The organism is Pseudomonas sp. TH07 (genome assembly GCF_016651285.1).
GTDB lineage: Bacteria > Pseudomonadota > Gammaproteobacteria > Pseudomonadales > Pseudomonadaceae > Aquipseudomonas.
Map to the genome: position 1 here is coordinate 973,968 of NZ_JAEKED010000001.1, position 13,358 is coordinate 987,325.

13 protein-coding genes and 1 pseudogene are annotated in these 13,358 nt (G+C 64.3%); 11 read left to right on the forward strand and 3 right to left on the reverse strand.

Annotated features, from left to right (window positions below; translation table 11 throughout):
* Window positions 1–92: 92 nt before the first annotated feature.
* The 11 genes and pseudogenes from JFU57_RS04680 (at window position 93) to JFU57_RS04730 (ending at window position 12,175) form a co-directional block, all read left to right on the forward strand.
* Window positions 93–1,004, forward strand: a complete 912-nt coding sequence (locus JFU57_RS04680) for a sugar ABC transporter substrate-binding protein (protein WP_201128294.1) — start codon at window positions 93–95, stop codon at window positions 1,002–1,004.
* A 68-nt stretch (window positions 1,005–1,072) separates the two neighbouring features.
* Entirely contained in the window at window positions 1,073–1,534 is a 462-nt protein-coding gene (locus JFU57_RS04685) for an Lrp/AsnC family transcriptional regulator (RefSeq protein WP_078472848.1), read from the forward strand.
* 267 nt (window positions 1,535–1,801) lie between these two features.
* Window positions 1,802–3,484 carry a flavin monoamine oxidase family protein gene (locus JFU57_RS04690; protein ID WP_201128296.1) on the forward strand — a complete coding sequence of 561 codons (1,683 nt, stop codon included), beginning with the start codon at window positions 1,802–1,804 and terminating at the stop codon, window positions 3,482–3,484.
* Window positions 3,485–3,563: 79 nt separating this feature from the next.
* Window positions 3,564–4,358 (forward strand): carbon-nitrogen hydrolase family protein, encoded by a 795-nt coding sequence (locus JFU57_RS04695; RefSeq protein WP_201128298.1) that lies wholly within the window; start codon window positions 3,564–3,566, stop codon window positions 4,356–4,358.
* 48 nt (window positions 4,359–4,406) lie between these two features.
* Window positions 4,407–6,862: pseudogene (pqqF, locus tag JFU57_RS04700) on the forward strand (pyrroloquinoline quinone biosynthesis protein PqqF).
* Window positions 6,863–7,018: 156 nt separating this feature from the next.
* Complete coding sequence (gene pqqA, locus JFU57_RS04705; RefSeq protein WP_020295432.1) at window positions 7,019–7,093, forward strand: pyrroloquinoline quinone precursor peptide PqqA; 75 nt, start codon at window positions 7,019–7,021, stop codon at window positions 7,091–7,093.
* 111 nt (window positions 7,094–7,204) lie between these two features.
* Window positions 7,205–8,116 (forward strand): pyrroloquinoline quinone biosynthesis protein PqqB, encoded by a 912-nt coding sequence (gene pqqB / locus JFU57_RS04710; RefSeq protein ID WP_078472844.1) that lies wholly within the window; start codon window positions 7,205–7,207, stop codon window positions 8,114–8,116.
* Window positions 8,117–8,211: 95 nt separating this feature from the next.
* Window positions 8,212–8,964 (forward strand): pyrroloquinoline-quinone synthase PqqC, encoded by a 753-nt coding sequence (gene pqqC / locus JFU57_RS04715; protein WP_020295430.1) that lies wholly within the window; start codon window positions 8,212–8,214, stop codon window positions 8,962–8,964.
* Window positions 8,961–9,236: a pyrroloquinoline quinone biosynthesis peptide chaperone PqqD gene (gene pqqD / locus JFU57_RS04720; protein ID WP_020295429.1), complete on the forward strand. Its 276-nt coding sequence runs from the start codon at window positions 8,961–8,963 to the stop codon at window positions 9,234–9,236. The genes pqqC and pqqD overlap by 4 nt, the downstream gene beginning before the upstream one ends.
* Window positions 9,208–10,377 (forward strand): pyrroloquinoline quinone biosynthesis protein PqqE, encoded by a 1,170-nt coding sequence (gene pqqE / locus JFU57_RS04725; RefSeq protein WP_078472843.1) that lies wholly within the window; start codon window positions 9,208–9,210, stop codon window positions 10,375–10,377. Before pqqD ends, pqqE begins: the two co-directional genes overlap by 29 nt.
* Window positions 10,343–12,175, forward strand: coding sequence for a dipeptidyl-peptidase 5 (locus JFU57_RS04730; protein ID WP_201128299.1), 1,833 nt, complete (start codon window positions 10,343–10,345; stop codon window positions 12,173–12,175). The genes pqqE and JFU57_RS04730 overlap by 35 nt, the downstream gene beginning before the upstream one ends.
* Before the next feature lie 68 nt (window positions 12,176–12,243).
* Here the strand turns inward: JFU57_RS04730 and JFU57_RS04735 are convergent, their stop codons facing one another.
* From JFU57_RS04735 to JFU57_RS04745, 3 genes are all read right to left on the reverse strand, one after another.
* Complete coding sequence (locus JFU57_RS04735) at window positions 12,244–12,402, reverse strand: YqaE/Pmp3 family membrane protein (protein WP_003228885.1); 159 nt, start codon at window positions 12,400–12,402, stop codon at window positions 12,244–12,246.
* Window positions 12,403–12,544: 142 nt separating this feature from the next.
* The gene (locus JFU57_RS04740) at window positions 12,545–12,865 is read right to left on the reverse strand and encodes a helix-turn-helix domain-containing protein (protein WP_201128301.1); all 321 of its coding nucleotides are present in this window, start codon (window positions 12,863–12,865) and stop codon (window positions 12,545–12,547) included.
* Window positions 12,858–13,214, reverse strand: coding sequence for a type II toxin-antitoxin system RelE/ParE family toxin (locus tag JFU57_RS04745; protein ID WP_201128303.1), 357 nt, complete (start codon window positions 13,212–13,214; stop codon window positions 12,858–12,860). Before JFU57_RS04745 ends, JFU57_RS04740 begins: the two co-directional genes overlap by 8 nt.
* Window positions 13,215–13,358: the final 144 nt, after the last annotated feature.

Genomic DNA, 13,358 nt, shown 5'->3' on the forward strand with positions numbered 1-13,358 from the left:
CCAAACAGTATTGTTATGGAATATTTATTCCAATAATGTATTTACAGAATCTGCCGTTCCTCGTCTCCCACAATAAAAAAGGATCAGATGCCATGAGACGTTTCCTGGGCTGCCTGTGCGTGTTTCTGCTCTCTGTTTCCGCCCACGCCGAACTGCGCATCGGCGTTACGGTGGGGCAGTACGACAACTACATTTCCTACCTGGTGAAAGCCATGCAAGACCGCGCCAGGCAGGTGCCGGGCGGCGTCACCCTGCAGGTCGAGGACTCCGCCAGCGACGTGGTGCGCCAGTTGAGCCAGGTCGAGAGTTTTATCAGCCAGAAGGTCGACGCCATCATCGTCAACCCGGCCGACACCGCCGCCACCCGCAAGATCAGCGAAAAGGTCCTGGCGGCTGGCATCCCCCTGGTCTACATGAACAGCCGTCCCGAAGTCGAAACCCTGCCGACCGGCGTGGTGTTTGTCGGCACCGACGAGCGCGCCATCGGCCGCCTGCAGATGCAGTACCTGGCCGAGAAGATGGGCGGCAAAGGCAACCTTGCAGTGATTCTCGGGCGCCTGGCCCACAGCGACACCGGCAAGCGCACCCACGGGGTCAAGGACGTACTGGCCAACTACCCGGGCATCAAGCTCGTCGAAGAGCAGTCCGGCGACTGGCAGCGGGAAAAAGGCATGGACCTGATGAACGAATGGCTGACCAAGGGCCAGGCCATTGATGCGGTCGCCGCCAACAATGACGAAATGGGCATCGGCGCCGCCATGGCCCTGCGCCAGGCCGGGCGCGACGACATCCTGGTGGGCGGCATCGACGGCACCCCGGACGGCTTGCTGGCACTGAAAAAAGGCCAGTTGGCGGTCAGTGTTTTCCGCGATCCGGTGGCCATCGGTGCCGGCTCCCTGGACGCCGCCGTGCAACTGATCAACCACGAAGCCTTGCAAGGCGATATCTGGATTCCCACGCAGTTGGTCACCCCGCAGAACTACGCGCAGTTCCAGCGTCAGTAGCGCGGCGAGCGTCGGTGCGGGCGAGGCTGTAACATGCTCGCCCACCGATTCCCGCGCCGGAGCCCACTGTGTCTGAAAGCCGCCCTCCCGTCCTCGACGAAATCGATCGTCAACTGATTGCCGCCTTGCAGATCAACGCCCGCGAAAGCGTGGCCATGCTGGCCCGGCAACTGGGCATCGCGCGGACCACCGTGACCTCGCGCCTGGCCCGCCTGGAAAAAGCACGGGTCATCACCGGCTATGGCGTGCGCCTGGGGCAACGGGTGATCGATGGCGGCCTGCAAGCGTATGTGGGCATCAAGGTCCAGCCGCGCTCGGGCAAGGAAGTGCTGCGCCGCCTCAGCGCCATGGCCCAGGTCCAGCAACTGTGTGCGGTCAGCGGCGAATTCGATTATGTGGCCTGGCTGCGCACCGACTCGCCGGAACAGCTCGACCAATTGCTCGACCAGATCGGCAGCGTCGACGGCGTCGAAAAAACCACCACCTCCATCATCCTCAGCAGCAAAATCGACCGCGGCCACCCCCTCTGACCCTGTAACCGCTGCCGAGCAGCGCGAGGCTGCGCTGGCCCAAATCGCGCCCGAAAAGTGTCAGGTGTAAACCCATCGTCTGACAGCGCCCGATACTTCACCAGCAGCCACACTTCGTCGTTAATTCATATCAGTTCGTCATATCGCCTGATATGAATCCAAAACGACGACACTTTGCGTCTTATTTACGGGCGTTACGCTCCCTAGAATGGCTGCCAGCTTTTTCTATACTCAACGCTCTGCGTGAGCCGCCAGCAAGGTCCCGCCATGAACAAGAACAATCGCCATCCTGCAGACGGTAAAAAACCGATCACCATTTTCGGCCCGGACTTCCCTTTTGCCTTTGACGACTGGATCGAGCACCCCGCCGGCCTGGGCAGCATTCCCCAGGCCAACCACGGCGCCGAGGTGGCCATTGTCGGTGCCGGTATCGCCGGCCTGGTGGCTGCGTACGAACTGATGAAACTGGGCCTCAAGCCCGTGGTGTATGAAGCCTCGAAGATGGGCGGACGCCTGCGCTCCCAGGCCTTTGAAGGCGCCGAGGGCATCATCGCCGAGTTGGGCGGCATGCGGTTTCCGGTGTCATCCACCGCCTTCTATCACTACGTCGACAAGCTCGGTCTGCAAACCAAGCCCTTCCCCAACCCGCTGACCCCGGCCTCGGGCAGCACCGTGATCGACCTCGAAGGCCAGACCCACTACGCGCAGAAACTCGCCGACCTGCCGGCGCTGTTCCAGGAAGTGGCCGACGCCTGGGCCGATGCCCTGGAGGACGGTTCGCGCTTCGGCGAGATCCAGCAAGCCATTCGCGAACGCGATGTGCCGCGCCTCAAGCAACTGTGGAACACCCTGGTACCGCTGTGGGACGACCGCACCTTCTACGACTTCGTCGCCACCTCCAAAGCCTTCGCCAAGCTGTCCTTCCACCACCGTGAAGTGTTCGGCCAGGTCGGCTTCGGCACCGGCGGCTGGGACTCGGACTTCCCCAACTCGATGCTGGAAATCTTCCGCGTGGTCATGACCAACTGCGACGATCACCAGCACCTGGTGGTCGGCGGCGTCGAGCAAGTGCCCCTGGGCATCTGGCGCCATGTGCCCGAGCGTTGCGCGCACTGGCCCGAAGGCACCAGCCTCAGCTCGCTGCATAACGGCGCACCGCGCACGGGCGTGAAACGCATCGCCCACGCCGCGGACGGGCGCTTTGCGGTGACCGACAACTGGGGCGATACCCGGGAATACGCAGCGGTGCTGACCACTTGCCAGAGCTGGCTGCTGACCACCCAGATCGAATGCGACGAAACCCTGTTCTCGCAAAAGATGTGGATGGCTCTGGACCGCACGCGCTACATGCAGTCGTCGAAAACCTTCGTCATGGTCGACCGGCCATTCTGGAAGGACAAAGACCCGGAAACCGGGCGCGACCTGATGAGCATGACCCTCACCGACCGCCTGACCCGTGGCACTTATCTGTTCGATAACGGCGACGACAAGCCAGGGGTGATCTGCCTGTCCTACTCATGGATGAGCGACGCCCTGAAAATGCTCCCGCACCCGGTGGAAAAGCGCGTGAAGCTGGCCCTCGACGCCTTGAAAAAGATCTACCCGAAAGTCGACATCGCCGCGCGCATCATCGGCGATCCGATCACCGTGTCCTGGGAAGCCGACCCGCATTTCCTCGGTGCCTTCAAAGGCGCGCTGCCGGGCCACTACCGCTACAACCAACGGATGTACGCGCACTTCATGCAGGACGATATGCCCGCCGAACAACGCGGAATCTTTATCGCCGGCGACGATGTGTCCTGGACCCCGGCCTGGGTCGAAGGCGCGGTACAGACCTCCTTGAATGCGGTTTGGGGCATCATGAAGCACTTCGGCGGGCAGACCCACGCCGAAAACCCGGGCCCAGGCGATGTGTTCCACGAAATCGGCCCCATCGCCCTGGCCGAATAGTCGACACCCGCCCTCGCGGGCCGGCTTGCCAGCAGCACCGCTGCCAAGCCGGCCCCGCGGTTGATCAGGAGTAATCCCCATGCGCGTAGCGCTTTATCAGTGCCCGCCACTGCCCCTGGATGTAGCCGGCAACCTGCAACGCCTGCAAAACATCGCCATGGAAGCCAGCGACGCCGACCTGCTGGTGCTGCCCGAGATGTACCTCAGCGGCTACAACATCGGCCCCGAGGCGGCTGGCGCCCTGGCCGAAGCCCAGGACGGCCCCTCGGCCGAACATATCGCGGCCATCGCCCGGGCTGCGGGCACCGCGATTGTCTATGGCTATGCCGAGCGCGCCGAGGACGGGCAGATCTACAACGCCATCCAACTGATCGATGCCCAGGGCCAGCGCCTGTGCAACTACCGCAAGACCCACCTGTTCGGCGACCTCGACCGCTCGATGTTCAGCGCCGGGGCCGACCAGTTCCCGCTGGTGGAATTGAACGGCTGGAAACTCGGGTTCCTGATCTGCTACGACATTGAGTTCCCGGAAAACGCCCGGTGTCTGGCACTGGCCGGCGCCGAGCTGATCCTGGTGCCGACAGCGAACATGCGTCCCTATGAGTTCGTTGCCGAGGTGACCGTGCGTTCCCGGGCCTTTGAAAACCAGTGCTACGTGGCCTACGCCAACTACTGCGGCAGCGAGGACGAAATCCACTACTGCGGCCTGAGCAGCATCGCCGCTCCCGATGGCACCCTCTGCGCCAGGGCCGGGCTCGACGAAGCGTTGATCAGCGGCGTGCTGGACCGGCAATTGATGCTCGACTCCCGGGCGATCAATCGCTATTTCGTCGACCGCCGCCCCGAGCTTTACGACGACCTGAACAAGCGCTGATCCCGGGTTATCCGCTAGCATGAGCGCTTCTCTGTTCTGGAAGTGCTCATGCCCGCGCTGAACCACCCCCACCTGCCCCACACTGAAACCCTGGCCAACGGCCTGCGGGTTTCATTGCGCCATGCCCCCATTTGAAACGCTGCGCGGCGAGCGTGCGGGTCAATGCCGGCAGCCACGATGTGCCTCCGGCCTGGCCTGGCCTGGCGCACTTTCTGGAACACCTGATGTTTCTCGGCACTGAGCGCTTTGCCGCGCAGCAGGGCCTGATGGCCTATGTCCAAGGTCATGGCGGGCAGGTCAACGCCCAGACCCGCGAGCGCAGCACCGAGTACTTTTTCGAGTTGCCACCCGCCGCCTTTGCCGGTGGGTTGGAGCGTCTGTGCGACATGCTGGCCCACCCGCGCCTGGCCGAAGACGATCAACTGCGCGAGCGCGAAGTGCTGCACGCGGAATTTATCGCCTGGTCCCGGGATGCCACGGCACAACGGCAGTTTTCGCTGTTCGACCGCCTGTCCCCGACCCACCCCTTACGCGCCTTCCATGCCGGCAATCGCTACAGCCTGCCGGTGCCACGCCCGGCCTTTCGCCAGGCCCTGGGCGAGTTCTACCAGACCTTCTACCAGGCCGGGCAAATGACCCTGAGCCTGGCCGGCCCGCAACCGCTGCAAGAGCTGCGGGCTCTGGCCGAACGTTGCGGCGGCGAGTTCGCCAAAGGCGCGCCCGTGCCCCAGGAGCTGCCGCCCGATTTGCAGGCCGACGGCCCAGGGATTTATCCCCGGCAAGACGGCCGTCACCTGGACCTGCTGCTGTGCGCTGAGCAATTGCCCGAGGGTGCCGCAGAGGCCCTGGAGGTGCTCTGTATCTGGCTGGCGTCGAGCAAGCCCGGGGGCCTGGTCGCCGAGTTGACAACACGCGGCCTGATCGATGGCCTCAAAGCCGCGCCGCTGTATCAATTTGCCGGGCAGGCCGTGGTGCATGTCGACATCGGCTTGACTCCCCAGGGCCTGGAACACGTGACGCTGATCCGCCAACAGGTGCAGGACTGGCTGGGCTTTTTTGCGACGCAGACCGACTGGCCGCCACTGAGCGCGGAATACGCGCGCCTGCAACAACGCCGGCAACAGGTCGCGGGCGCGCTCGAACTGGCACGGTTCGACAGCGAGCAGCGCCAGGGCGCATTGACCGGGCCAGGGCTGGCGGCTCTCCAAACACTGCTCCAGCAACTGCAACCCAAGGCGGGCGAGCCCCTGGCGATTGCCTGGCAACTGCCGCCTGCCAATCCGTTCCTGGCCACCGAAGTCGAGCCGCCACGCGCCGGCCTGATTCGCGGACAAACCAGCAAGCACCGCGGGCTGCGCACCTTTGCCCAGGACCGCAGTCGTGGCCGGCTCGAGCTGCCGGCGCTGAACTTCAGCCAGGCCCTGGCCGAAGATACCGGCGAGGCCGCTCTGTACCTGCGCTGGCGTCTGCACCAGGCGGCCCCGGCCGGGCTGCTGCCGACGCTGGTGCGCAGCCTGCACGAGCTGCAAGTGGATGCGCGCCAGGCCGGGGTGGAGGTGACGCTGAACGCCAATGGCCAAGACTGGCTGCTGAAAATGACCGGCCACCCGCAACCGCTGCCGGCGATTCTGGCCCAGGTGCTCAAACAGCTGAGCCAGCCCGCTGCCGCCACGTGGCTGAGCAGCGAACCCGCCGCCGCGCCCCTGATCCCGATCCGTCAGTTGCTCAAGGCCCTGGCCGAGCCGCAGTGGGAATCCGCCGCGACCAATGATGCCGCGGCCCTGCAGTTACTGTGGGACGGCGCCCGCTGGGACGGGCTGGGCCTGGGCCTGCCCGAAGCGACGCAACACGCGTTGAAAAGAGCCCTGGGCAATACGCCCGGTAGCCCCGACAGCGCCCTGGCAGACGTCCCCCCCAGCGCGGCCGGCTACCTCTGGCAAACCGTCGACTGCGACTCCAGCGAACACGCGCTGCTGCTGTTTTGCCCAGCGCCGTCGACCCGCGTGGAAGACGAGGCCGCCTGGCGCCTGCTCGGCCAACTGTCCCAAGCGCCCTTCTATCAACGCCTGCGGGTCGAGCTGCAACTGGGTTATGCGGTGTTCAGCGGCGTACGCCAGATCAACGGACACACCGGGTTGCTGTTTGGCGTGCAGTCGCCCGGAGCTCCGGTGCCTGAGATCCTCGAACACATTCTGCAGTTTCTGCAGCAACTGCCAACGCTGCTGGCTCAGCTTGACCCCGTGGAACTGGCCTCCCAACGCCAGAGTCTGGCGGCGCAATTCGACCCCGCCAGCCTGGGGCTGGCCCAAGCCGCCGAGCTGCTATGGCACAGCGCCCAGGCCGGCCATCCGTCGGATTATCTGCAGCAATTGCCGCCAGCCATCGAGGGGCTGTCGGCGGCCACTCTGCAGGACGCGGCCCTGCGTCTGAATCACGCCGAAGGCGGCTGGAGGTGCCTGGCCACCGGGGTTTGCCCGGGCGCACCGTGGCAGGTGCAGCGCTGATCATTACCGTGGCGGTAAAGGGCTTTCTTGCACAGGGGCAGGTCAGGACCGGGGACCATTGAGTAAGATAGCTCCCTAAGCATCTGAACATCTCCGGCCGGAGGTGGACTATATGTAATGCAGTCACCCGTCCCATCCACTTGAAGGAGCGCCTCCATGTCCTGGTCCAAACCTGCCTACACCGACCTGCGTATCGGCTTCGAAGTCACCATGTACTTCGCCAACCGCTGATTTCTGGCCCCGGGCAACTGCCTCGCAGGAACCCCGGAAACAGAACCCGCAGTGCAACGCCTCGGCTCGCCGGGGCGTTTTTTTGTTGTGTCTTGCCCTGATGGAGCCACCATGTTTGTCCAGATTCTAGGTTCGGCCGCCGGTGGCGGTTTCCCGCAGTGGAACTGCAACTGCGTGAACTGCGCAGGCTTTCGCGATGGCAGCCTGCGGGCACAGGCGCGTACCCAATCGTCGATCGCGATTTCCGATGACGGCGTGAACTGGGTGCTGTGCAACGCCTCGCCGGATATCCGCGCCCAGCTCCAGGGCTTTGCCGCGATGCAGCCGGGCCGGGCCCTGCGCGATACCGGGGTCAGCGCGATCATCCTGATGGACAGCCAGATCGACCACACCACCGGCCTGCTCAGCCTGCGCGAAGGATGCCCGCACTCGGTCTGGTGCACCGACATGGTCCACGAAGACCTGAGCACCGGTTTCCCGCTGTTCACCATGCTCAAGCACTGGAACGGTGGGCTGGACTGGCACCCCATCGAACTCGGCCAGAGCTTCGGCATCCCGGCCTGCCCCCACCTGCGCTTCAGCCCGCTGCCGCTGCGCAGCGCCGCCCCGCCCTACTCGCCGCACCGCTTCGACCCGCACCCCGGCGACAACATCGGCCTGCTGGTCGAAGACCTGCGCACCGGCGGCACCTTGTTTTACGCACCGGGGCTGGGCCAGGTCGATGGCTCCCTGCTCAAGATCATGGCCAGCAGCGATTGCCTGCTGGTGGACGGCACCCTGTGGGACGACGATGAAATGCAGCGCCGTGGCGTCGGTACTCGCACCGGGCGGGAAATGGGCCACCTGGCGCAAAACGGCCCGGGCGGCATGCTCGAGGTGCTGGAGCAGTTGCCGAACCAGCGCAAGGTGCTGATCCACATTAACAACACCAACCCGATCCTCGACGAAGACTCCGCCGAACGTGCCGAATTGGTACGCCGAAAGGTGGAAGTGGCTTACGACGGAATGAGTATTGAGCTGTAGGGCGAATCGCGAGCAAGCTCGCTGTACGGGCTCTGCATCCACTGTGCAGGAGCGGGCCTGCGCGACCTTGCACTCGCAGCCCCCGGAGAACCGCAATGACTGACACCGCACTGTCCCCCGCCGAGTTCGAACAGGCCCTGCGGGCCAAGGGCGCCTATTACCACATCCACCACCCCTATCACGTGGCGATGTATGAAGGCCGGGCCACCCGCGAACAGATCCAGGGCTGGGTCGCCAACCGTTTCTATTACCAGGTCAATATCCCGCTCAAGGATGCCGCGATCCTGGCCAACTGCCCGGACCGGGAAATCCGCCGCGAGTGGATCCAGCGCCTGCTGGATCACGACGGTGCCCCCGGTGAAGACGGCGGCATCGAGGCCTGGCTGCGCCTGGGCCAGGCCGTGGGCCTGGACCCGGATCAACTGCGCTCCCAGGAACTGGTACTGCCCGGCGTGCGCTTCGCGGTGGATGCCTACGTCAACTTCGCCCGGCGCGCCAGTTGGCAGGAGGCGGCCAGCAGCTCGCTCACCGAACTGTTCGCGCCGCAGATCCACCAGTCGCGCCTGGACAGCTGGCCACAGCATTACCCGTGGATCGACCCGGCCGGCTACCAGTACTTCCGCACCCGCCTGGGCCAGGCCCGGCGTGATGTCGAGCACGGCCTGGCCATCACCCTGCAGCACTACACCACCCTGCAGGGCCAGCAGCGCATGCTGGAAATTCTCCAGTTCAAACTGGACATCCTTTGGAGCATGCTCGACGCCATGAGCATGGCGTACGAGCTGCACCGCCCGCCTTATCACAGCGTCACCGAACAACGGGTCTGGCATAAGGGGATCACCCTATGAGTTTTGATCGCAGCAAGGTTCCGCACTGGCGACCCGGCTACCGCTTCCAGTACGAACCGGCGCAGAAAGGCCATGTGTTGCTGTACCCGGAAGGCATGATCAAGCTCAACGACAGTGCCGCGCTGATCGGTGGCCTGATCGACGCTGAGCGTGATGTGGCGGCGATCATTGCCGAACTCGACGCGCAGTTCCCCGGCGTGCCTGAGCTGGCGGACGATATCGAGCAATTCATGGAGGTCGCCCGTGCTCAGCACTGGATCGAACTTGCCTGATACCGCGCGCCTGCCGCCCAAACCCGAGGTCGGCCTGCCCTTGTGGCTGCTGGCCGAACTGACCTATCGCTGCCCGCTGCAATGCCCCTATTGCTCCAACCCGCTGGATTTCGCCGAGCAGGGCAAGGAGCTGAGCACCGAGCAATGGCTCAAGGTCTTTCGTGAAGCCCGGGAAATGGGCGCCGCGCAGCTGGGGTTTTCCGGGGGCGAACCCCTGGTGCGCCAGGACCTGGCCGAGCTGATTGCCGAAGCGCGCAAACTGGGGTTTTACACCAACCTGATCACCTCCGGCATCGGCCTCACCGAGCAAAAGATCAGCGACTTCAAACAGGCCGGGCTCGACCACATCCAGATCAGCTTCCAGGCCAGCGACGAACAGGTGAACAACCTGCTGGCCGGCTCGAAAAAGGCCTTCGCGCAAAAGCTGGAAATGGCCCGCGCGGTCAAGGCCCACGGCTACCCGATGGTGCTGAACTTCGTGACCCACCGGCACAACATCGACAAGATCGACCGCATCATCGAGCTGTGCATCGCCCTCGAAGCCGACTTCGTCGAGCTCGCGACCTGCCAGTTCTACGGTTGGGCGCAGTTGAACCGCGTCGGCCTGCTGCCCACCAAGGAGCAGCTGGTGCGCGCCGAACGGGTGACCAACGAGTACCGCGCCAGGCTCGAAGCCGAGGGGCATCCGTGCAAGCTGATTTTCGTCACCCCGGATTACTACGAAGAGCGCCCCAAGGCCTGCATGAACGGCTGGGGCAATATTTTCCTGACCGTCACCCCGGATGGCACCGCCCTGCCCTGCCATGGCGCGCGGCAGATGCCGGTGCAATTCCCCAATGTGCGCGAGCACAGCATGCAGCACATCTGGTACGACTCGTTCGGCTTCAACCGTTTTCGCGGCTACGAGTGGATGCCCGAGCCTTGCCGCTCCTGCGACGAGAAGGAAAAAGACTTCGGTGGCTGCCGCTGCCAGGCGTTCATGCTCACCGGTGATGCCAGCAATGCAGATCCGGTGTGCAGTAAGTCGGCGCATCATGGGATGATCCTCCAGGCTCGCGAAGACGCCGAGCACGCCACCCAAACCATTGAACAACTGGCCTTCCGTAATGAACGAAACTCACGCCTCATCGCCAAGGGCTGAGCCCTTCAGCGCCGCCCAGGCAGTTGCCGCCGGGGTCGACTTCAGCGAATTGCGCCTCGGTGCCCAGGGCCTGTTCTGGAACGAATATCGCCCGGCCGACGCGGCCTGCCGAATCTGGCACTGGCAACACAACCAGGCCCGGTGCCTGACGCCCAAGGGTTTCAGCGTCAGCAGCCGGGTCTATGAATATGGCGGCGGCGCCTTCTGCCTGAGCGACGACGGGCTGGTGTTCGTCAATGACGCAGACCAGCAGCTGTACCGCCAGTCCGTTCAGGGGGAAACGCCCACTGCGCTGACCGCCGGGGAATGCCGCTACGGCGACCTGCAATTCGCCGCGGGCCAGGTCCTGGCGGTCGAGGAGCATCAGGACCGGCACCGGTTGGTGGCCATTGCCCTGGCAGATGGCAGTCGCCAGCTGCTGGCCGAAGGCGCGGATTTCTACGCCGCGCCCACCTTGAGCACCGACGGCCAGCGCCTGGCCTGGATCGAGTGGGATCGCCCCCATCAACCCTGGACCGCGACCCGGCTGATGGTCACCGAGCGCCTGGCCAATGGCCTCTGGAACGCGCCGCGTTGCCTGGCGGGTAACGACACGCAAGAGGCCCTGCAACAACCACGCTTCGATGCCAGCGGTCGCCTGTATGCCCTGACCGATCGCGGCGGCTTCTGGCAACCCTGGGGCGAATCGGCGGATGGCTTGCAGCCGCTGCCCAGCGCCGCTGCCGATCATGCCCCGGCGCCTTGGCAACTGGGCGGTTGCAGCTGGCTGCCGCTGGGTGGCGAGGCGTGGCTGGCGAGCTGGACCGAGGCCGGTTTCGGCCGCCTCGGCCTGCGCCGGCAGGACGGCACGCAACAGGACTTGAGCGGCAACTACAGCCGCTTCCGCAGCCTGGCGATGGACCAGCAGTTCATCTATTGCATCGCCGCCTCGCCGGTCAGCCCGTCGGCGGTGATCGCCATCGATCGTCACAGCCAGCAGGTGCAGGTGCTGGCCGGTGGCGTGTCGCCGCTGCCCGCAGAGCAGATCAGCCTGCCGCAGACCCTGAACTACCCGAGCGGCCAGGACCAGGCCCACGGGTTCTTCTACCCGGCCATGGACAACGCAGCCTCACCGCCGTTGGTGGTGTTCATTCACGGCGGCCCGACCTCGGCCTGCTACCCGATACTCGATCCACGCATCCAGTACTGGACCCAACGCGGGTTCGCCGTGGCCGACCTCAACTACCGAGGCAGCACCGGTTACGGCCGGGCCTATCGCCAGGCCCTGCACCTGCGTTGGGGTGAGGTGGATGTGCAGGATGCCTGCGCCGTGGTCGAGCATCTGGCCGAGCAAGGGCTGATCGACCGCAGCCGCGCCTTTATTCGCGGCGGCAGCGCGGGGGGCTATACCACCTTGTGCGCGCTGGCGTTCGCCGATGTGTTTCGCGCCGGCGCCAGCCTGTATGGCGTCAGCGATCCTCTGGGCCTGACCCGCACCACGCACAAGTTCGAGGGCGACTACCTTGACTGGCTGATTGGCGACCCGGAGCAGGACGCCGAGCGTTATCGCGCCCGCACACCGCTGCTGCACGCGGGCAATATCCGGGTACCGGTGATTTTCTTCCAAGGCGAACTGGACGCAGTCGTGGTGCCCGAACAAACCCGCGACATGCTCAAGGCCCTGACGGACAACGGCATTGCGGCCCAGGCCCACTACTACCCGGACGAGCGCCACGGCTTTCGCAAGGCGAGCAACCAGGCTCATGCATTGGAACAGGAGTGGTTGTTTTATCGGAAGGTCATGCAAGGGTTGGACTGAATCAAGCGCTCAGCCCGGCCGCCGCAACGCGGCAAGCCCGCCCCTGACATCAGGGGCGGGCCGCGGCTTCAGCGCTTGGCGATGATGTACACCGCATGCACGATGCCCGGGATATAACCGCACAGGGTCAGCAGAATATTCAGCCAGAACGCGCCGCCGAAACCCACTTGCAGAAACACCCCCAGTGGCGGCAACAGAATGGCGATGATGATGCGGATAAAGTCCATGGGCAGCTCCATAAAGGCAATTGGCTCACACGAGCCTTACAGCTAATCGACCCGCGCCGCTCGACAGGGTTCAGTCGATTTGCCCTGGCCGCTCAGGCTGACGATCAGCCCTAAGCCCTGCGCTACCGGCCTGCGGGTCGATTCACGCCAGTATTTCCAGGCCATGCTTGTGCACGATGCTCAGCAGCTTGAGCGCCATGCCGCTGGGACGTTTGTCACCGGCCTCCCACTGCTTGACCGTGGACGCGCTGGTGTTCAGGTACCGTGCGAACACCGGCTGGCTGACGTGATTGCGCTCGCGGATCGCCTTGATCTCCTGTGCCGACATCGCGGCCGGAACCGCCGCGATGCAGGATTCATCGAAGCGGCGCAGGGTGGTCTTGCTGATCGCGCCGATGGCGTGCAGCGCACTGGCCGATTCGTGGATCGACTCCAGGGCCTCGCTGTTGAATTTCCTAGTCATGCTTGATCTCCACAAAAGCGTTCATTTCCAGCATCTGCTGCACTTGCCAATCGTCCAGGCGGTCATAGACCCTGGCCAATTCGCGGAAGGCCATCAGCTCCTTGAGGCTGATGTTGCCCTGGTCCTGCTTGGCGAAGAGAAACTGATACACCCAATAACGCCGCCCCCTGGCCAACACGATCGAACGATGGCGGTTGGCGTTCAGGCGTTTTTTCCAGATTCCGCCGTCGAGGTCGTCAGCTTGTCCGAGCAGCATCTCGCTGAAGGCTTGCCGGAGCGAGCTGTCGCTGATCAAGGCCTTGTTGGCGGCGGCCGTGAATCCTCTGGTTTTGAATAATCGGACTTTCATGGTGTCCCTTCCGCAGAAAACCTACCACCAAGTGGTATATATTTTCAAATCAGGCCGCCCGACGGCGCCCCGCCCCGACCTCGGCGAATCCGTGCCGAGTGCTTCAGGCAACCCGAAGCAGAACGCCGCTTCAAGTACCACAAA

What these genes read in the sequence shown, in the direction of transcription:
- JFU57_RS04745 (WP_201128303.1), bottom strand. Translation starts at nt 13,214, where the DNA reads ATGAAAGTCCGATTATTCAAAACCAGAGGATTCACGGCCGCCGCCAAC.
- pqqC (WP_020295430.1), top strand. Translation starts at nt 8,212, where the DNA reads ATGACTGACACCGCACTGTCCCCCGCCGAGTTCGAACAGGCCCTGCGG.
- JFU57_RS04690 (WP_201128296.1), top strand. Translation starts at nt 1,802, where the DNA reads ATGAACAAGAACAATCGCCATCCTGCAGACGGTAAAAAACCGATCACC.
- pqqB (WP_078472844.1), top strand. Translation starts at nt 7,205, where the DNA reads ATGTTTGTCCAGATTCTAGGTTCGGCCGCCGGTGGCGGTTTCCCGCAG.
- JFU57_RS04730 (WP_201128299.1), top strand. Translation starts at nt 10,343, where the DNA reads ATGAACGAAACTCACGCCTCATCGCCAAGGGCTGAGCCCTTCAGCGCC.
- JFU57_RS04740 (WP_201128301.1), bottom strand. Translation starts at nt 12,865, where the DNA reads ATGACTAGGAAATTCAACAGCGAGGCCCTGGAGTCGATCCACGAATCG.
- JFU57_RS04680 (WP_201128294.1), top strand. Translation starts at nt 93, where the DNA reads ATGAGACGTTTCCTGGGCTGCCTGTGCGTGTTTCTGCTCTCTGTTTCC.
- JFU57_RS04735 (WP_003228885.1), bottom strand. Translation starts at nt 12,402, where the DNA reads ATGGACTTTATCCGCATCATCATCGCCATTCTGTTGCCGCCACTGGGG.
- pqqD (WP_020295429.1), top strand. Translation starts at nt 8,961, where the DNA reads ATGAGTTTTGATCGCAGCAAGGTTCCGCACTGGCGACCCGGCTACCGC.
- JFU57_RS04695 (WP_201128298.1), top strand. Translation starts at nt 3,564, where the DNA reads ATGCGCGTAGCGCTTTATCAGTGCCCGCCACTGCCCCTGGATGTAGCC.